Consider the following 18,769-nt stretch of genomic DNA (forward strand, 5'->3'; position numbering starts at 1 on the left):
CTCAGCCGAGCAAGGCGGCCACGCCGGCGAGCGCGTCGCGGCGGACGCGGTAGTAGACCCAGGTCCCGCGCTTGTCGCGGTCGAGCAGACCGGCGCCGTGGAGCACCTTGAGGTGGTGGCTGATCGTCGGCTGGGAGAGCTCGAAGGCGTCGTTGAGATCGCACACGCAGGCCTCGCCGTCCTGGTGGGCAGCGACGAGCGAGAGCAGCCGGAGGCGTACGGGATCGGCGAGCGCCTTGAGCATCGGGGCCGCGGACGCGGCCTGGTCGGCGGTGAGGGGCTGCTTGGTCAGCGGCGGGCAGCAGGGCGCCTCGCCGACGGGGGTGAGCTCCAGGACCGCCTCGGATTTCGACATGTATCTATATTGACGGATATCGATGCGAGTGGCAATCTGCAGATATAGACATTCGTCTATGTAAAGCCTGAGGAGGCACCCGATGTCACGTATCCAGCTCGCCCTCAACGTCGACGACCTCGAGGAGTCGATCGCCTTCTACACCAAGCTCTTCGCCACCGAGCCGGCGAAGATCCGTCCCGGCTATGCGAACTTCGCCGTCGCCGAGCCGCCGCTCAAGCTCGTCCTGATGGAGAACCCGGGCAAGGGCGGCTCGCTCAACCACCTCGGGGTCGAGGTCTCCGACACCGACACCGTCGACGCCGAGCAGACCCGGCTCGCCGAAGCCGGCTTCGCCTCGATCGACGAGCGCGGCACCGAGTGCTGCTACGCCAAGCAGGACAAGTTCTGGGTCGAGGGGACCCCGAACGGGGAGCGCTGGGAGGTCTACACCGTCCTCGGCGACGCCCCGGTGATGTGCGACAGCACCGGGGCATCGCCCTGTTGCGCCTAGAACGGGTCAGTCGACCGGGGCGTCGACGACCGGGGTGCCGTGGGTGTGGAAGGACGAGATCGTCCTCAGTCCCCATGCCTGGCCCTTGGCCCGCTCGGCCTCGGTCCAGGTGATCAGCGGCCAGTCGGGGGCGAGCACCAGTCGGGTCAGCGGGTTGCACAGCTCGATCCGGTTGCCGCCGGGCTCGTAGACGTACAGGAAGAACGTCTGCTGGATCGCGTGCTTGTGCGGCCCGGTCTCGATGAACACGCCGGTGTCCAGGGCGAGGTCGGCGGCCCGCAGGATGTCCTCGCGGGTGTCGGTGGCGAAGGCCAGGTGATGCAGCCGGCCGGTCGAGCCGGTCCAGTCCTCGGTGTAGACGAGGTCGTACGACTTCTGGGTGAAGGTCGACCAGCGGGCACCGATGTGGCCGTCGTCGAGCCGGATCTGCTCGGTGGGGCGGGCACCGAGGGCGTCGATCACGAAGCCGGTGGTCGTCTCGACCTCGCGGGCCAGGTAGTTGATGTGGTCCAGGCGCCGCACCGCGACGCCGTGGCCGGGCTTGGCCTGGGGCTGGTTCTTCAGGCCCGGGCGGAGCTCGTCCGGCGCCTCCCAGTACTCGGTCTCGTGGTAGAGCGCGAACTCGTGCCCGTCGGGGTCCTGGGTCACCCACAGCGGCCCGATGCCCGGCTCGTCGTTCGTCCACTCGCCGATCGCGCCGGTCGCCTCGACCGCGGCGATCCGGCGCTCGAGCGCCTCGGGGGAGGAGCAGCGCAGCGCCGTACGTCCGATGCCGGGTGTGTCCCGCCGGGTGACCACGATGCTGTGGTGCTCGTAGTCGTCCCAGGTGCGCAGGTAGGTGTGGTCGCCCTCCTGGGCCGAGACGGTCAGGCCGAGGAAGTCGGTGAAGAATCCGACGGTCTCGGCCGGCGTCGGGGTGAAGAGCTGCGCGTGGCCGATGTGCGCCACGTCGCCCAGCGGTGGGCGGGTGGGGGTGTCGGCGACCATCTGCTTGAGCGAGGTCAGGTTCTCCGGAACAGGGTTGGGCATGATCGGTCCTTCCGTCAGCGCACCGGGACGGCGCCGGCCTCGGCGGCCAGGCGGGCCTTGCGGGTCGCCGGGCCGAAGATCGCCAGGGCGAGCGCCCCGACCACCCAGGTGCCGGCGATGAAGTAGAAGACGGCCTGGTAGCCCAGCCCGCTGTAGAGGCCGGCGATGATCAGCGGGCCGGCGGCGTTGGAGAGCCGGCCGAGACCGTAGGAGAGCGAGGTGCCGAGCGAGCGGCCCCTGGTGTCGTAGAGCTCGGGGGAGTAGGCGTAGGCCAGCGCGGTGTAGCCACGCTCGAACAGGTTCACCAGGAACCCGAAGGCGACGATCAGCAGCGGCGTGAAGGTCAGCCCGTAGAGCAGACCGGAACCGGCGATGATCAGGCCGAAGACGACCAGGCACCACTTGCGCTCGTAGCGGTCGGTGACCAGCGAGGCCAGGAAGGAGCCGAGCGGGGCGCCGATGGTGGTCAGTGCGACGTAGAAGATCGAGTCCTCGACGCTGACGCCCTCGGCCGCGAGCAGGGTGGGCGCCCAGGACGAGAAGCCGAAGAAGCCGATCGTCTGAGAGATCCACAGCACCGAGAGCAGGATCGTCGGGTAGAGGAACCGCTTGTCCTTCAGCATCGCCAGCCCGGCCCTGGTGACGGGCCCACCCTCGACCGGTGCCAGCGCCGCGGGGAGCGGGCCGTGCTCGGCGGCCGCGTCGCGCTCCAGGCCGACCAGGATCTCCTCGGCCTCCGCATGGCGACCGCGCGACTCCAGCCACTGCGGCGACTCCACCAGACGGCGTACGAAGAAGAGGAAGAGCACACCGAAGGCACCCCAGAGGAAGACCAGGCGCCAGGTCCAGTCGGCGATCGGCACGACCGCGGAGGCGATCAGGTTGGTCGCGGGCGTGCCGCAGATGCCGATCATGATGACGTACGCCTGGAACTTGCCGCGCTTGGCGCGCGGGAAGAGCTCGTTCATGTAGACCACGGCCACCACGGTCATCGCGGAGAGCCCGGCGCTGGTCATCACCCGGAACGCGCCCATCGAGACGATGTCCCAGGCGAAGACGCTGGCGAAGGACCAGACCGAGAACCAGATGGTGGTCGCCACGAGCGTACGTTTCCGGCCGAGCCGGTCGGCCAGGCCGCCGGCCACCACGGACCCTAGGAACATGCCGACGAACGAGAGCGAGGTGACGTACGCGATGTGGTTGATCGTCACGCCCCACTGCTCGCGCATCACCGGAGCCGTCGTGGCGAAGGTGTTGATGTCGGCGAACTCGAAGAAGTAGGCGAACGCGAGCGCGACGGTGGCGAGCTTGTGGAACCTGGAGATGGGCAGCCGGTCGAGCCGGTTGGCTGCGTTGGTGGGGGTGAGGTCAGGCACTGTGCTCTCCTTCGGGCCAGTACAGGCGCATGGGGTTGTCCACGAGCAGCGCCTGCTGCAGCTCGGGGGTGGGGGCGATGTGCGGGATGTGGTCGACCAGCAGCCCGTCGTCGGGCATGTGGTCCTTCAGGTTGGGGTGGGGCCAGTCGGTGCCCCACAGCACGCGGTCGGGGAAGCGCTCGACGACCTTGCGGGCGAACGGGACGACGTCTGCATAGGCGTGTCGTTGCCCGTCGAGGGCTGCGGGGCCGGTCACCGTGAGGCGCTCGGGGCAGGAGACCTTGACCCACACGTCGTTGGCCGCGACGAAGTCGAGGAACTCCGCGAACTCGGGTCCGTCGGGGTCCTTGGTCACGTCGGGACGGCCCATGTGGTCGACGACCAGCGGCACCGGGAGACCGGCGAAGAAGTCCTTCAGGTCCGGCAGGTCGGCGGCCTCGAAGTAGATGACGACGTGCCAGCCTCGCGGGGCGATCCGGGCCGCGATCGTCTCCAGCGTCTTGGTCGGGGTGACGTCGACGAGGCGCTTGACGAAGTTGAAACGTACGCCGCGCACGCCCGCTTCGTGGAGCCGGTCCAGCTCCTCGTCGGTGATGTCGGCGCGGACCGTCGCCACCCCGCGGGCTCGTCCAGCGGAGTGTGCGAGCGCGTCGACGAGGGCGCTGTCGTCGGCGCCGTGGCAGGTCGCCTGGACGAGGACGTTGCGGGCCAGGCCGAGGTGGTCGCGGAGCGCGAAGAGCTGGTCCTTGGAGGCGTCGACCGGGGTGTACTTGCGCTCCGGCGCGAACGGGAACTCGTCGGCCGGGCCGAAGACATGACAGTGCGCGTCGACCGCGCCCTCGGGGAGGGTGAAGGTGGGCTCGGTGGGTCCTTCGAACCAGTGCAGCCAGCCGGGGGTGACCATCGATCAGTCCTTGTAGGTGAGGCCGAGCTCGGCGAGCTTCGGGCGCATGTCGTAGATGTCGAGGCCGAGCTCTCCGGCCTGGAAGCGGGTGCGTTTGCCGGCCTCGGCGTCCTCGCGGCGGCCGGCGGCTTCGGCGACCTCGGCGGCGAGGGCGGCCGGCACGACGACCACGCCGTCGGCATCGGCGACGACGACGTCTCCGGGGTTGACCAGCGCGTTCGCGACGACGACCGGGACGTTGACCGAGCCGAGGGTCGCCTTGACGGTGCCCTTCGCGTTGATCGCGCGGGAGAAGACCGGGAAGTCCATCTCGCGCAGCTCGTCGACGTCGCGGCAGCCGCCGTCGATGACCAGCCCGCGGGCGCCGCGGCTGCGGAGCGAGGTGGCCAGCAGCTCGCCGAAGAAGCCGTCCTCGGACTCGGTCACGCAGCCGGCCACGACGACATCGCCCTCCTGGACCTGCTCGGCGGCGACGTGCAGCATCCAGTTGTCACCGGGCTGGAGCAGTACGGTCACGGCCGTGCCGCACAGCCTCGCGCCCTCATAGACCGGTCGGATGTACGGCCGCAGCAGCCCGAGCCGTCCCATCGCCTCGTGGATGGTGGCGACGCCGAACTGCGCCAGGGCGTCGACCGCCGCGCGGTCGGCGCGCTTGATGTTGGTGTGAACTACTCCGAGCTCGTGCACGGTGTTGATCTCCTTGCTGGGTTCGCGCGGTGTAACACGCTGTTCGTAGGACTATCCGGTCGTTCAGATAGGGCGAGTAGTCCTACGAACGACGTGTTACAGGGGAGGCGTCAGCGGCCCTGGTCGGCGAGTCGCCGGTCCAAGAGCGGGTAGACGCGGCGGGCGTTGGTCTCGGTCAGGGCGGCCAGGTCGGCCTCGGGGAGGCCGTGATCGGCGGCGTACGTCTCGACGTAGCGGCGGGTGTCGTCGAAGTGGTGGCCGGTGTCCGGGTCGATGCCGCGGACGGCGCCGATCATCTCCGAGGCGAACAGGACGCTGCTGTGCGGGACGACGTCGAGGAGGAGGTCGATCCCCGGCTGGTGGTAGACGCAGGTGTCGAAGAAGACGTTCCGCATCAGGGTCTCCCGCGGATCCGGGCGGCCGAGAGCCTGGGCGAGACCGCGGAAGCGGCCCCAGTGGTAGGGGACCGCACCGCCGCCGTGCGGGATCACCAGGCGCAGGTCGCGGAAGTCGGCGAAGAGGTCGCCGGTCAGCAGCTGCATGAACGCGGTCGTGTCGGCGTTGAGGTAATGGGCGCCGGTGGTGTGGAAGGCCGGGTTGCAGCTGGTGGAGACGTGGATCATCGCCGGTACGTCGAGCTCGGAGAGCTTCTCCCAGATCGGGTACCAGGATCTGTCGGTCAGGGGCGGCGCCGTCCAGTGGCCGCCGGACGGGTCGGGGTTGACGTTGACCGCGACGGCACCGAGCTCGGTGACGGCGCGCTCGATCTCGGCGACCGTCGTGGCCGGGTCGACACCGGGCGACTGCGGGAGCATGGCGCCCGCCGCGAACCGGTCCGGATAGAGATCGGCCACCCGGGCGCACAGGTCGTTGCAGATCCGTGCCCACGCCGTGGAGGTCTCCAGGTCGCCGATGTGATGGGCCATGAACGAGGCCCGCGGGGAGAAGACGGTCACGTCGATGCCGCGCTCGTCCATCTGGCGCAGCTGGTTGGCCTCGATGGTCTCGCGGATCTGGTCGTCCGAGATCCGCGGTCCGGCCGGGTCCGGGGTGGCGCTGGGGTCGGTCAGGGCCGCGACCTGCGCGTCGCGCCACTCGCCCAGCGGAGCCGGCGCGGTCGTGTAGTGGCCGTGGACGTCGATGATCATGCGGGGGTCTCCTGGGTCCAGAGGAAGCTCGGGACCATGGCCCGGCCGGCCATGATCAGCCGAGCCGTACGCAGCAGGGCGGATCGGGTCACGCGGGTCGGGTCGTCCGGGTCGAGCCCCAGCGTCACGCTGAACTCGCCGGTGGGGTGCTCGACGCTGAGCGTCGTCTCGTCGCCGGTGATCTCCGGCAGTTCCGCGAGGTCATGGGCCACGGAGCCAGGCAGCACAGCCGCGGTCGCGGCGGTGACGGCGGCCAGGACGCCGATCGAGCGATGGGTGCGGTGGGGGATCAGGCTGCGGGTGCCGATCGCGCCGCCGTGCCTCGGGGCGGAGACGAGCGTCATCTTGGGATAGCTCTTCTCGGTGACGTCGCCCAGGCCCATCGCGTGGCCGGCGACGATCCGCAGCGCCTCGATCCGCGCCCGGAGCGCGTCGTCGGCGTCGATCTTCTCGGGGCTCTCGGCGCCGGTCGCGCCGAGGTCTCGGGCGTCGACGACCACCAGCGGCTGGCCGTTGTCGATCAGGGTGACGTCGATCGCGCCGAGGCCGGGGACGTCGAGGGTGTCGCGTACGTTGCCGGTCGGCAGCAGGCTCCCGGCCACCGAGCCGGCCGTGTCGAGGAACCCGATCCGCACCGGCGCCGCCGTGCCGGGGACGCCGTCGATGCGGGCCTCGCCGTCGTAGCGTACGAAGCGCTGCCCGTCCGGGCCGGCAGGCGTCTGCACGGTGATCTCGGCGACCGCGCCGGTGTTGCGGGTGAGGACTCGGGCCGTGGTGGTGTCGCTGTCGGGGATCACCATGCCGGTCTCGATCGCGAACGGCAGCACCGCGGCCAGCATGTTGCCGCAGTTGGGCGTCGTGTCGACCCGGTCCGAGTCGGGCTGCAGCTGGGCGAAGGTCCACTCCACATCGATGCCATCGCTCCCCGGCGCGACGATGCCCGCCTTGCTGGTCAGCGGGTGACCGCCACCTAGCCCGTCCACCTGGAGCGGGTCGGGCGAGCCCATCACCGCCAGCAGCACCGCGTCGCGCTGTGCGGTGTCGGCCGGCAGGTCGCGGGCGTCGAAGAACGGGCCGCGGGAGGTCCCGCCGCGCATGAGGAGACACCGCACGGGTGTCTGGGTTCGGGGGTGTGGGGCATGACGCACGTCACAGACGATAGATCATCAACAAGATTGTTAGCAATCTCGTCGACAAAAGTCTCAGCGGGTGGTCAGCGCGGCGTGGCTCCCGTGCGCAGCAGGTCGAGCGTGCGCGGCTCGATGAGGGTGGAGAGGGTGACCACGCTGGTCGAGCGGACGACGGCATGAGACTGGTCGATGCGCACGAGCACCTCCTGGAGCTTCGCGTGCGACCCGGTCGCGACTTTGCAGAAGACGTCGAAGGAGCCGGTCGTGACGTACGCCTCCAGCACCTCGGGGATCTCGGCGAGGTCGCGGCGTACGTCCTCGAGGGCTCCCTGGGAGATCTCCAGGGTCACGAATGCCTGCACCGTGTGGCCGGCGGCGGCCGGGTCGATCGTCGGCGCCCAGTCGCGGATCACGCCCGCCTCGGCCAGCTTGCGCAGCCGGCTCTGCACGGTCGCGCGCGCGACGCCGGCGACCCGGGAGAGCTCGAGGTCGCCGACTCGCGGGTGGGCGTGCAGGGTCTCCAGGAGAGTGACGTCGAGGTCATCGAGGTTCATGCATCGATAGTAGTCAGATTGTCTATCCGTCTTCGGTTAATGCTGGTCCGATCTGACAGATTGACCAGTGCCCAGTGGTCAACTTGTTTGGTGTGACTCGGCACACTTGACTTGCCCGCATGACGCTTGCAGACACCCTGACCAACCAAGAGAAGCTCGCCGGACTCGGGCTGGCCGAGCTGGAGCAGCTCGTCGGCCTGGTGGCCTACGACGACACCTCCGACCCCTTCCCGGTCACCGGCTGGGACGCGGTCGTGTGGGCTGTCGGCAACGCCACCCAGACCGCCCACTTCTTCCAGAGCGCCTTCGGCATGGAGCTGGTCGCCTACTCCGGTCCCGAGACCGGCAACCGCGACCACCACTCCTACGTGCTGCGCAGCGGGGGAGTGCGGTTCGTGATCAAGGGCGGCGTCGCGCCGGAGAGCGAGATCATCGCCCACCACGCCCGCCACGGTGACGGCGTCGTCGACATCGCCCTCGAGGTGCCCGACGTCGACCGCTGCATCGAGCACGCCCGCAAGCAGGGCGCCCGCGTCGTGGAGGAGCCCCACGACGTGAGCGACGAGCACGGCACCGTACGCATCGCCGCCATCGCCACCTACGGCGAGACCCGCCACACGCTCGTCGACCGCAAGGCGTACGACGGTCCCTACCTGCCCGGCTACGTCACCCGCACCTCGACGCTGAAGAAGCCCGAGGGCGCCCCGAAGCGCCTGTTCCAGGCCCTCGACCACGTCGTCGGCAACGTCGAGCTGGGCAAGATGGACGAGTGGGTCGACTTCTACGGCCGCGTCATGGGCTTCACCAACATGGCCGAGTTCATCGGTGACGACATCGCCACGGACTACTCCGCGCTGATGTCGAAGGTCGTCGCCAACGGCAACCACCGGGTGAAGTTCCCGCTCAACGAGCCGGCCATCGCCAAGAAGAAGTCGCAGATCGACGAATACCTGGAGTTCTACCGCGGCCCCGGCGCCCAGCACCTCGCGCTGGCCACCGGCGACATCCTGGCCACCGTCGACGCGCTGCGCGACGCCGGGATCGAGTTCCTCAACACCCCCGACTCCTACTACGAGGACCCCGAGCTGCGCGCCCGGATCGGTGAGGTGCGCGTGCCGATCGAGGAGCTGCAGAAGCGCGGCATCCTGGTCGACCGCGACGAGGACGGCTACCTGCTGCAGATCTTCACCAAGCCGATCGGCGACCGCCCCACGGTCTTCTTCGAGCTGATCGAGCGCCACGGCTCCCTCGGCTTCGGCAAGGGCAACTTCAAGGCCCTCTTCGAGGCCATCGAGCGCGAGCAGGAGCGCCGCGGCAACTTCTGAGCCATCGCTCGTCGAGTCGGCTCGTCCTGACCGAACTCCACGCCGAGTCGGCGCGTTATGACGCGCCGACTCGGCGGCATTTCTGGTCAGAACGAGCCGACTCGGCGGGTCTTGGGTCAGCTGGCTTGGCTGACCAGACGTACGGGGGCGTTGCCGGCGCCGTAGCCGTCGTAGCGCTCGCGGCGCTCGACGAGCTCGAAGAAGACTTCGCCGACGGTCTCGGTGTAGCAGTGCAGGTATTCACCCTCGGCGTCGCGGTCGTAGAGCAGGTCGAGCCCGCGCAGGGTGGCGACGAGGTCGTCGGCGAGGCCGAAGCGGGCGACGAGGTCGTCGTAGTAGTTGCCCGGCACCTTCAGCGGCCGCAGACCGCGCTCGCGGGCGGCCGCGACGACCCCGATGATGTCGTGGCAGGCGAGCGCGACGTGCTGGGCAGGGCCCTGCTGGTCGTGGGGGAGCTGCCCGGTCGGGAGCAGGTTGAGCGGAAGACGTACGCCGCCGGCCGGCGAGCTCATCACCTGGCTGCGGACGAGGCCGGACGGGCCGGCGACCTCCTGGGTCGGCTGCGGGGTCAGTGACAGCACGCTGGTGTAGAAGAGGACCGCCTCGTCGAAGCTGTGCCAGGGCTGGACCAGGTTGACGTGGTCGATGTGGGCGCCATGCCGGTCGCTGCTCGAGGCCCCGCCGTCGAACTCGCCGATCCAGTCCTCGGCGTGCGAGAGGAAGACCTCGGTGTCGTCGGGGGAGGTGAAGGCGCGCAGCGCCTGCTCGCCGGCGTACGTCCTGCGGTGGACCGGCGGCGCCATCAGTCGCGCTGCGCGCTCGGCGGCCGGGTCCGAGTCGGCGACGTCGAAGCCGACCGCGGCGATCCTGGGCTCGGGGGAGGCGCTCGGCACGTCGTTGCACACGATCCGGGCCGAGCCCCAGGTCCACAGCCGCACCTGCTTGCTGCGGTGGCGGCCGCCGAAGTCGAAGCCGAGCTGCTCGAGCAGCACCTCGACGCCGGAGGTGTCCGGCGCCTTGATCTCCACGAAGTCGAAGGCCTCCGGCGCGGCCACCTCCGGCAGCCGGGGGAGCGGGCCGACCTGGTGGCCGGCCTCCTCGCCGAGCAGGTCGGCGGTGCGGTCGGCGAGCCAGCGCAGCGAGCGCTGCGCCTGGCGCGCGGTGCGGACCGGGTCGGTCTGGCGGAAGGTGTCGTTGAAGACCTCCAGCGAGAGCGGTCCGTCGTAGCCGGCACGGAGCACGTGGCCGAGGAAGGCCGGCAGGTCGAAGCTGCCCTCGCCGGGGAAGAGCCGGTGGTGACGGCTCCAGGAGAGCACGTCCATGCTGAGCGCCGGCGCGTCGGCGAGCTGGAGGAAGAAGATCTTCTCGGCCGCGATGTCCTCGATCTGCTTGGGGTCGTGGCCACGGGAGAGGATGTGGAAGCTGTCCAGGCAGATCCCGACGTTGGGGTGGTCGGCGAGCTCCACGATGCGCCACGAACGCCGGTAGTCGTCGACGAACCGTCCCCAGGCGAGCGCCTCGTAGGCGAGCCGGATGTCGTACGTCGCCGCGAGATCGCCCAGCCGCCGCAGCTGCCCCGCGGAGACCTCGTCGTCGTCGACGGTCGCGGTGCCGACGTTGCTGCACACCAGCATCAGGTCGATGCCGAGCCGGCGCATCAGCCGGAACTTCGCCTCGGCCCGGTGCAGCACGTCGCCGAAGGTGGACTCGTCGACGCCCTCGGCGTCGCGGAAGGGCTGGTAGAGGTCGAGGGTGAGCCCGAGCCGGTCGGCCAGCGCCCGGATCTCCTCGGGGGACTGGGGTGCGGCGATGAGGTCGGGCTCGAAGATCTCGATCGCGTCGAATCCCGCCTCGGCCGCGGCGTACATCTTCTGGACCAGGCCGCCGCTGAGGCAGACGGTGGCGATCGAGGTGCGCATGGTTCTCCGTTCGTGGCTAATGTACGAAACGGTACATACATTGTCGCGTGTTGGGAAGTGGATCGTGCTCTAGGCTCGGGGCATGGTTCAGTCGCGTGATGCCGAACGCACCCGGTCCGAGCTGCTCGAGGTTGCCACCGAGGTGTTCTCGGAGCAGGGCTACTCGGGCGCCCGGGTCGACGAGATCGCCGAGCGCACCCGCACCACGAAGCGGATGATCTACTACTACTTCGGCGGCAAGGAGGGGCTGTTCCTGGCTGTGCTCGAGGCTGCCTACCGCCGGATCCGCGAGCTCGAGCAGAGCCTGCACGCTGGTGATCTCGAGCCGGTTGACGCGATCCGTCGTATCGCCGAGCTCACCTTCGACCACCACGTCAACCACCCCGACTTCATCCGCCTCGTCTCGGTCGAGAACATCCACCGTGGCCGGCACATGGAGAAGGTCGAGTCGCTGCGCGAGCTCGGCGCCCCGGCCGCCAGCGTTCTCGACGAGGTCCTCGCCCGCGGTCGCGCGTCCGGTGAGCTCCGCGCCGACGTCGACGCGGTCGACGTGCACATGATGATCAGCGCCTACTGCGTCTTCCAGGTCGCCAACAGTGCCACCTTCGGCTTCCTGTTCGGCCGCGACATGCTCGCCCCCGAGGTTCGCGAGCGTCACCGCCGCATCCTCGGCGACATCGTCGTCGGCTGGCTCACCGCTCGCTGACACAGCCACCGAAGAGCCCGTCCCCGCGCCGCGGGGACGGGCTCTTTGCCGTCTGGGGGTTGACGGGCCGGGGCGGGATGTGATCCCCTTCACTCTCGTAACGTACTAGTTCGTACATTAAGGATCACCCAGATGAAGTCTTCGTTTCTTGTCGGCCTGATCGGCGCGGGCGTCGGACCCTCGCTGAGTCCGGCGCTGCACATGCGCGAAGGTTTCGAGCACGGGTTGTCCTACGTCTACAAGACGCTCGACATCACCGATCTGGGGATCCCCGCCGAGGGTGTGGGCGACCTGATGAGGGACGCCCGGCGGCTCGGCTTCGACGCGCTCAACATCACCCACCCGTGCAAGGAGCTCGTGATCGAGCACCTCGACCGGCTCGACGAGACCGCGGCCCGGCTCGGTGCGGTCAACACCGTGGTCTTCGAGGGCGACGAGGCGGTCGGCCACAACACCGACACGACCGGGTTCGGGCACGCACTGCGTACCGGGATGCCGGATGCCAAGCTTGACACCGTCGTGCAGCTCGGCGCGGGCGGGGCGGGCTCGGCCGTCGCTCACGCGCTCGTGAGCCAGGGCGTCGACAGGCTGGTCATCGCCGACATGGACCTCGACCGCGCCCAGGCGCGCGTGGAGGAGATCCGGCGTCACCACCCGGAGAGCACCGTCGAGGCGAGCCACGTCGACAAGCTGGCGGCGCTCGTCCCCGACGCCGACGGACTGGTCAACTGCACCCCGGTCGGCATGGCCGACCACCCCGGTACGCCGCTGGAGACGAGCCTCCTCCGCCCCGAGCTGTGGGTGGCGGACATCGTCTACAGGCCTCTGGACACCGCGCTGCTGCAGGCAGCGCGTGAGGTCGGCTGCCGGACCCTCCACGGAGGTCACATGGCGGTCTACCAGGCCGTCGACGCCTTCCGGCTGATCACCGGCATCGACCCCGATGCCGAGCGGATGCTCGCCCACCTGCGCGAGCTGGCCGCGGCCGGCTGACCTCTCCCCAAGAAATCGAAGAGCCAGACAAACTCCACCCCCCCACCCGTCCGCGGTCAGGAACCGCGGGCCTACCCGAGGAGGACCCGATGGCGGGACCTGACACCGAGAACCAAGAAGGCAAGACCCCGGTCCGGGCCGCGCTGGCCAGCTTCATGGGCAGTGCCGTCGAGTACTACGACTTCTTCATCTTCGGCTCTGCCGCGGCGCTGATCTTTCCGCACGTCTTCTTCCCCACGGCCGGCGACGCAGCCCTGGTGATGTCGTTCGCGACCTTCGCCTTCGCGTACGTCGCCCGGCCCGTCGGCGCGGTCTTCGTCGGTCACTTCGGCGACCGGATCGGCCGCCGGAAGGTGCTGCTGTTCACCCTGCTGCTGATGGGTGGCGGCACGTTCCTGATCGGCTGCCTGCCGTCCTACGACCAGGTCGGCTGGCTCGCGCCCGCGCTGCTGGTGTTCTGCCGTCTGCTCCAGGGGCTCTCGGCCGCCGGCGAGCAGGCCGGCGCCAGCTCGCTCACGCTCGAGCACGCCCCCGACGACAAGCGCTCGTTCTACACCTCCTGGACGCTCACCGGCACCCAGGGTGGTCAGATCCTGGCCGCGCTCGTCTTCATTCCGGTCGTCGCGCTGCCGGACGACATCAAGTACAGCATCGGCTGGCGGATCCCGTTCTGGCTCTCCGCGATCGTGGTCATGGTGGCGTTCTTCATCCGCAGCCGCCTCAACGAGACCCCGGAGTTCGAGGAGGCCAAGGCCAACAACGAGGTCGCCAAGCTGCCGCTCGCGGTGCTGCTGCGTGACCACTGGACCGATGTGTTGCGGGTCATCTGCTGCGCCTTCATCGCGGCCGTCTCGACGGTCTTCGGCAACCTGGCCATCGCCTACGGTGTCGCGGTCGGCATGGTCGACTCGATCACGCTGTGGCTGGTCGTCGCGGCCAACGTCGTCGCGCTGTTCACCCAGCCGATGTTCGGCCGGCTCGCGGACCGGATCGGACGCAAGCCCGTCTTCATCTACGGGGCCGTGGCCAGCGCGGTGATGATGCCGTTCTACCTGCTCTCGATGAGCCAGGGCAGCGAGCTGCTCGTCTTCGCGCTCGCGATCGTGACCTTCTCGTTCGGCTACGCGGCCGCGAACGCGACCTGGCCGTCGTTCTACGGCGAGATGTTCTCGACCCCGGTGCGGTTCTCCGGCGTCGCGATCGGCACCCAGATCGGCTTCCTGCTGGCCGGGTTCACGCCGTCGATCGTCACCGCTCTGGGTGGCGTGCAGGAGGGCGGGTGGGTCGTCACCTCGGGCTACACCGCGGTCGTCTGCCTCGTCGCGTCGATCGCTGCCCTGACCGCCCGCGAGACCAAGGACGTACGCACCGCCGACCTCGGTCTGCGCCCGTCACCGACCCCGCAGAGCGCCGTCGCCTGACCCGATCCGCCGAGTCGGCGCATCCTGACATTGAAACCTGCCGAGTCGGCGCGTCATGACGCGCCGACTCGGCGTCGGTTTTGGTCAGGAGGAGCCGACTCGGCGTCGGTTTTGGTTAGGAGGAGCCGACTCGGCGTCGGTTTTGGTTAGGAGGAGCCGACTCGGCGCGGATCGGTCAGCGGTGTCAGTGCCCGCGGCGGTGGCGGTTGCGGCGGCGGACGACGTCCTTCAGGTCGGCGACCGGGCCCAGGTGGCCCAGCTTCTCGGGGTTGGTGACCGAGCGGATCCGCTGGATCTGGCCGTCGAGGATGTCGAGGGTCCAGGTGCCGAGGATGGCGTCGTCGGCGTCCCGCAGGATGGCTCCCGGCTCGCCGTTGAGCTCGCGCTGCTCCAGGCGGGCGCCGATGGCGAGCAACGGCGGCACGGCCGCGATCAGGATGCGCGCGGCCTTCGCCGCACCGAACCGGCCGCCCACGCCACCAGCCATTCCACCACCGTCGTTGACGGTCTCCACGTCCGCGGCCAGCAGCGCCTGGAGCCGGTCGACGTCGCCGTCGCGCAACGCCTCGAAGAACCGGTCCGACAGCTCGACCCGCTTGTGGCGATCGGCCTCGAACCGCGGCTTGCCGTCGTCCATGTGGCGACGGGCCCGCGAGGCGAGCTGACGGCAGGCCGCCTCGGAGCGATCGACCGCCGCGGCGATGTCGGCGAAGCCGAAGTGGAAGACCTCGCGCAGCACGAAGACCGCCCGCTCCAGCGGGCTGAGCCGCTCGAGCAGCAGCAGTGCCGCCATCGACACCGAGTCGGCCAGCTCCAGCGCGCGCTCCGGGCTGGCATAGATGTCGTCACGTTCGGCGGTGTGGGTGTCGGTCGGCAGCGGCTCGGGGAACCACGGCCCGACGTACGTCTCCCGCCGCACGCGTGCGGAGCGCAGCACGTCGAGGGAGATCCGGGTGACCACGGTCGAGAGGTAGGCCTTGAGCGATTCGGGCTCGGTCGAGGCCCCCTCCAGCCGGATCCAGGTCTCCTGCACCGCGTCCTCGGCCTCGGTCACGCTGCCGAGGATCCGGTAGGCGATCGAGAACAGCAGCGGGCGCAGCTCCTCGAACTCGATCTCGTTCTCAGGCGTCACGGTCGTCCTCATTTCCAGGCTCGGTAGACATCTTCCATCTTGGGACGAGACAGCGCCCGGGAGTGTGACATCGCGACCTCAGCCGAGGCTCACCGGCTGGGTTCCCGGACCAGCGGCGTGGCCGCCGCCTGGACTCGTGCGGCGCGCGAGCGGTCCTTGAGGCCGAAAGCGGATCCCGGGCGACGTGCTTCCATCCTCAGCACCCATACCGTGCTGCGGCAGACCAGCTCCTTGACCTTCGCCGCCGGCACGCCCCGGATGCGCCCGGCGACCGCGGAGTCGTCACGGCGGGCGAGGTTCACCAGCCCCAGGCCGCGGCCGATGCTGATGCACTGGCCGACGAACCCGATGCTGACCGGCTCCGGGGTCTCGCCCGCGAGCCGGGCCAGCACCGTCTCCCCGGCCAGCGGCCCGAGCTGGTTGGCGGCCTGGCAGCTCATCCGGTACGCCAGCCCCGACGGCGCCGCGGCATCGCCGGTCGCGACGATCCGGTCGTCGTCGACGCTGGTCAGCGTCTCGTCGGTGATCAGCCGGCCGAGGTCGTCGGTGGACAGCCCGCTGCGGCGCGCCAGGTCCGGCGTGGTGAACCCGGCGGTCCAGATCGTCACCGAGCTGGTCAGCTCCCGGCCGTTGTCGAGGCGTACGCGACCGTCCAGCACCTCGTCGACCCGGGCGCCCTCGATGATGCCGACGCCCAGGCGGCGCAGGTCGCGCTCGGCGACGGCCCGACCCTTCTCGTGCAGCCACGGTCCGAGACGGTCTCCGCAGATCAGCGAGACGTTGCGGCCGGCTTCAGCGAGCTCGGAGGAGACCTCGATCCCGGTCGGGCCACCACCGACGACGACCACCGGAGCGTCGGCGGGAGCCGTCTCCAGCGCGGCCTTCAGCCTGGTCGCCTCCTCGTAGGTCGAGATCCCGAAGGCGTGCTCCGCCGCCCCCGCGGCGCGGGTCGTGCCGGCACTGCCGACGGCGTAGACCAGGTAGTCGTACGCCATCTCCTGCCCGCTCCCGAGCGCGATCGTCCGTGCGCCCGCGTCGATGGCACTCACCGTGTCGACGACCAGACCCACCCGCTCGGCCAGGACGTCCGAGTAGGCCACCACGGCCTCCGAGGACCCCGCGACCAGCTCGTGCAGCCGGATCCGCTCGACGAAGTGCTCGCGCGGGTTGACCAGGGTGATCGCGATGTCGTCGCGCTTGGTGAGCCGGTTGGCCGCCATCACGCCGGCGTACCCGCCACCGACGACCACCACGCGGGGCTTGCTCATGGGTTCCTCCTGCTTGTCGAGGTTCATACCCATGGGACACCGGCGGTCGCCGATCCGTGACAGGTCGGTGGAGCCGAACGGGAACCGCGTGGGTCAGGCCAGCGCGGCGACGGCGTCCGCCAGATCATCGACGGACCGGGCACGCTCGGGGAAGTGGCCGTCGGGACCCTGGCTGAGCTGGAACCCCATGAAGGCGGCGTCGATGACATGGGCTGCCCGCTCGGCGACGGCGGGATCCACGCCGGACTTGTCCAGATGCGCGATGAGCCCGGCGATCCACAGCGTATTGGCTTCCTGGACCGCCGCGACGTACGGCTCCCTGCCGAAGAGGCCGAGCGCAGCCGCCTCCACATAGATCCTGCTGCACCGGTCGCCCTCCATCACCGCCCAGAGGTCATGGACCGCGGAACGCAGGTCCTTGGAGGGCTCGAGCGCGGCGACCTCGGCGACCGACCGCTGGTTGGAGGTGCGGAGTACGTCGGCGACCAGTTGGTCCTTGGTGCCGAAGTGGTAGAGCAGGACCCGGTTGCTGGTGCCCAGCTCGGCCGCCAGCGGGCGCAGGCTCAGGCCGATCAGGCCGTGGTCGTGGACATAGTCGGTCGCCAGCTCGGCCCAGGCAGCACGGCGCTGCGGATCTTTGGCGGGCGCGGCACTCGCGATCGTCATGCGGTGACTGTAACAACTGGCTGACGTCAGTTGTACCAGCTGGAACAAATTTGTACCACTTGCAACAATTTTGTCCTCGAAGCCCTTGACCTGGCCCTTTATGTCCGCGCAGGATCATCTGCAATTCATCCGCGGTTGCCTGTTGAGCAATCCGACGCTGGAGGTTGCATGAGCCAGATCTACATCGACGGGCGCTGGTTGCCCGCCCGGTCGGGCGAACAGCGGGAGATCCGCTGTCCCGCCGACGGCGCGGTGGTCGGAACCGTTGCGGAGGCTGGAGCCGACGACACCCGGGCCGCGATCGCCGCAGCACGGAACGCCTTCGACAGCGGCGAGTGGCCGGCGACGCCCGCGCGGGAGCGGGGCGACCTGCTGCTGAAGGTCGCCGACCTGCTCGAGCGCGACACCGCGATCATCGCCAGGGCGGAGTCGCTCGACACCGGCAAGCGTCTGGTCGAGAGCGAGTACGACGTCGCCGACGTGGTCTCGGTGTTCCGCCACTTCGGACACGTCGCCACCGAGGACGCCGGCCGCGTGATCGACACCGGGAACGCCGCCGTGAAGAGCCGGATCGTGCACGAGCCGGTCGGGGTCTGCGGCCTGATCACCCCGTGGAACTACCCGCTGCTCCAGGTGGCGTGGAAGGTCGCGCCGTGTCTGGCCGCGGGCAACACCTTCGTGCTCAAGCCCAGCGAGATCACGCCGCACAGTGCGATCCACCTGATGAAGGTGCTCGAGGAGGCGGGGCTCCCGGCGGGTGTCGGCAACCTGGTCCTCGGTGAGGGTCCGACCGCGGGTGCACCGCTGTCCGAGGATCCCCGCATCGACCTGGTCTCCTTCACCGGTGGTCTCGCCACCGGCAAGCGGTTGATGGCCAACGCCGCCACGACGGTGAAGAAGGTCGCCCTCGAGCTCGGTGGGAAGAACCCCAACATCATCTTCGCCGACTCCGACCTGGAGACGGCGCTCGACTTCGCGCTGACCGCGGTCTTCCTGCACTCCGGCCAGGTCTGCTCGGCCGGCGCACGGCTGATCATCGAGGAGTCGATCAAGGACCGCTTCGTCGACGAGCTGGTCGCGCGTGCCGAGCAGATCCGGCTCGGCGGTCCCTTCGACGAGAATGCCGAGACCGGCCCGCTGACCAGCAGCACCCACCGCGACAAGGTCGAGGCGTACGTCGCGAAGGGCATCGCCGAGGGCGCGACCCTCCGCACCGGCGGCAGGCGCCCCGACGACCCCGCCCTCGCCGAGGGCTTTTACTACCTGCCCACGATCCTCGACGACTGCACCACCGACATGTCGGTCACCCAGGACGAGTCCTTCGGTCCGGTCCTCACCGTGGAGACCTTCACCGACGAGGACGACGCCGTCCGCATCGCCAACGACTCCATCTACGGGCTCGCCGGCGCCCTCTGGACCCGCGACGCCGGCCGCGCCGAGCGGGTCGCCGCCCGGCTGCGGATGGGCACGGTCTGGATCAACGACTACCACCCCTACGTGGCCCAGGCCGAGTGGGGCGGCTACAAGCAGTCCGGCATCGGGCGCGAGCTTGGCCGGGCCGGGCTGGAGGAGTACCGCGAGACGAAGCACATCTGGCACAACATCGACCCGAGCCCCCAGCACTGGTTCGCGCCCGGCGAGACCAGCCCGAAGGAGAAGTGAG

At 69.6% G+C, this 18,769-nt stretch carries 18 protein-coding genes; 6 read left to right on the forward strand and 12 right to left on the reverse strand.

The genetic code is table 11. The annotated features are described in order from the left end of the window. Position 1 precedes the first annotated feature (1 nt). Complete coding sequence (locus BLT25_RS14225; protein ID WP_091046980.1) at positions 2–355, reverse strand: ArsR/SmtB family transcription factor; 354 nt, start codon at positions 353–355, stop codon at positions 2–4. 82 nt (positions 356–437) lie between these two features. Here BLT25_RS14225 and BLT25_RS14230 point away from each other — a divergent pair, with 82 nt between their 5' ends. Further along, on the forward strand, positions 438–848 hold the full coding sequence (locus BLT25_RS14230) for an ArsI/CadI family heavy metal resistance metalloenzyme (protein WP_091046983.1): 411 nt from the start codon (positions 438–440) through the stop codon (positions 846–848). Positions 849–854: 6 nt separating this feature from the next. Here BLT25_RS14230 and BLT25_RS14235 read toward each other — a convergent pair whose 3' ends face one another. The 7 genes from BLT25_RS14235 to BLT25_RS14265 all read right to left on the reverse strand — a co-directional run bounded on the left by BLT25_RS14235 (position 855) and on the right by BLT25_RS14265 (position 7,676). Then, positions 855–1,877 (reverse strand): VOC family protein, encoded by a 1,023-nt coding sequence (locus BLT25_RS14235; protein WP_256328602.1) that lies wholly within the window; start codon positions 1,875–1,877, stop codon positions 855–857. Positions 1,878–1,891: 14 nt separating this feature from the next. Continuing rightward, entirely contained in the window at positions 1,892–3,253 is a 1,362-nt protein-coding gene (locus BLT25_RS14240; protein ID WP_091046986.1) for an MFS transporter, read from the reverse strand. After that, a complete protein-coding gene (locus tag BLT25_RS14245) occupies positions 3,246–4,157 on the reverse strand; it encodes an amidohydrolase family protein (protein WP_091046988.1) in 912 nt (303 codons plus the stop codon). The genes BLT25_RS14240 and BLT25_RS14245 overlap by 8 nt, the downstream gene beginning before the upstream one ends. A gap of 3 nt (positions 4,158–4,160) precedes the next feature. Beyond that, positions 4,161–4,844, reverse strand: a complete 684-nt coding sequence (ligK, locus tag BLT25_RS14250) for a 4-carboxy-4-hydroxy-2-oxoadipate aldolase/oxaloacetate decarboxylase (RefSeq protein WP_091046990.1) — start codon at positions 4,842–4,844, stop codon at positions 4,161–4,163. 110 nt (positions 4,845–4,954) lie between these two features. Continuing rightward, positions 4,955–5,992 carry an amidohydrolase family protein gene (locus BLT25_RS14255; protein WP_091046993.1) on the reverse strand — a complete coding sequence of 346 codons (1,038 nt, stop codon included), beginning with the start codon at positions 5,990–5,992 and terminating at the stop codon, positions 4,955–4,957. Then, the gene (locus tag BLT25_RS14260) at positions 5,989–7,140 is read right to left on the reverse strand and encodes a 4-oxalomesaconate tautomerase (RefSeq protein WP_371113340.1); all 1,152 of its coding nucleotides are present in this window, start codon (positions 7,138–7,140) and stop codon (positions 5,989–5,991) included. Before BLT25_RS14260 ends, BLT25_RS14255 begins: the two co-directional genes overlap by 4 nt. A 65-nt stretch (positions 7,141–7,205) precedes the next feature. Further along, on the reverse strand, positions 7,206–7,676 hold the full coding sequence (locus tag BLT25_RS14265; RefSeq protein WP_091046997.1) for an Lrp/AsnC family transcriptional regulator: 471 nt from the start codon (positions 7,674–7,676) through the stop codon (positions 7,206–7,208). A 119-nt stretch (positions 7,677–7,795) separates the two neighbouring features. Between BLT25_RS14265 and hppD the strand changes: the two genes are divergently transcribed. Next, positions 7,796–9,001, forward strand: coding sequence for a 4-hydroxyphenylpyruvate dioxygenase (gene hppD, locus BLT25_RS14270; protein ID WP_091047000.1), 1,206 nt, complete (start codon positions 7,796–7,798; stop codon positions 8,999–9,001). Positions 9,002–9,117: 116 nt separating this feature from the next. Here the strand turns inward: hppD and BLT25_RS14275 are convergent, their stop codons facing one another. Next, the gene (locus BLT25_RS14275) at positions 9,118–10,920 is read right to left on the reverse strand and encodes a bifunctional sugar phosphate isomerase/epimerase/4-hydroxyphenylpyruvate dioxygenase family protein (RefSeq protein WP_091047003.1); all 1,803 of its coding nucleotides are present in this window, start codon (positions 10,918–10,920) and stop codon (positions 9,118–9,120) included. Positions 10,921–11,002: 82 nt separating this feature from the next. On the opposite strand from BLT25_RS14275, the gene BLT25_RS14280 reads away from it, so the two are divergent. From BLT25_RS14280 to BLT25_RS14290, 3 genes are all read left to right on the forward strand, one after another. Then, the gene (locus BLT25_RS14280; protein WP_091047005.1) at positions 11,003–11,626 is read left to right on the forward strand and encodes a TetR/AcrR family transcriptional regulator; all 624 of its coding nucleotides are present in this window, start codon (positions 11,003–11,005) and stop codon (positions 11,624–11,626) included. Positions 11,627–11,758: 132 nt separating this feature from the next. Beyond that, positions 11,759–12,619 (forward strand): shikimate dehydrogenase, encoded by an 861-nt coding sequence (locus tag BLT25_RS14285; RefSeq protein ID WP_091047008.1) that lies wholly within the window; start codon positions 11,759–11,761, stop codon positions 12,617–12,619. Positions 12,620–12,708: 89 nt separating this feature from the next. Next, positions 12,709–14,040: an MFS transporter gene (locus BLT25_RS14290; RefSeq protein WP_091047009.1), complete on the forward strand. Its 1,332-nt coding sequence runs from the start codon at positions 12,709–12,711 to the stop codon at positions 14,038–14,040. Positions 14,041–14,224: 184 nt separating this feature from the next. Here the strand turns inward: BLT25_RS14290 and BLT25_RS14295 are convergent, their stop codons facing one another. From BLT25_RS14295 to BLT25_RS14305, 3 genes are all read right to left on the reverse strand, one after another. Further along, a complete protein-coding gene (locus tag BLT25_RS14295) occupies positions 14,225–15,172 on the reverse strand; it encodes an RNA polymerase sigma-70 factor (protein ID WP_256328604.1) in 948 nt (315 codons plus the stop codon). Between the two features lie 89 nt (positions 15,173–15,261). Continuing rightward, the gene (locus BLT25_RS14300; protein WP_256328605.1) at positions 15,262–16,440 is read right to left on the reverse strand and encodes an NAD(P)/FAD-dependent oxidoreductase; all 1,179 of its coding nucleotides are present in this window, start codon (positions 16,438–16,440) and stop codon (positions 15,262–15,264) included. Positions 16,441–16,533: 93 nt separating this feature from the next. Then, positions 16,534–17,106: a TetR/AcrR family transcriptional regulator gene (locus tag BLT25_RS14305; protein WP_091047016.1), complete on the reverse strand. Its 573-nt coding sequence runs from the start codon at positions 17,104–17,106 to the stop codon at positions 16,534–16,536. Positions 17,107–17,274: 168 nt separating this feature from the next. Here BLT25_RS14305 and BLT25_RS14310 point away from each other — a divergent pair, with 168 nt between their 5' ends. Then, complete coding sequence (locus tag BLT25_RS14310; RefSeq protein WP_091047017.1) at positions 17,275–18,768, forward strand: aldehyde dehydrogenase family protein; 1,494 nt, start codon at positions 17,275–17,277, stop codon at positions 18,766–18,768. Position 18,769 lies beyond the last annotated feature (1 nt).

Origin of the sequence: Nocardioides sp. YR527, from assembly GCF_900101045.1 — a bacterium.
Lineage (GTDB): Bacteria > Actinomycetota > Actinomycetes > Propionibacteriales > Nocardioidaceae > Nocardioides.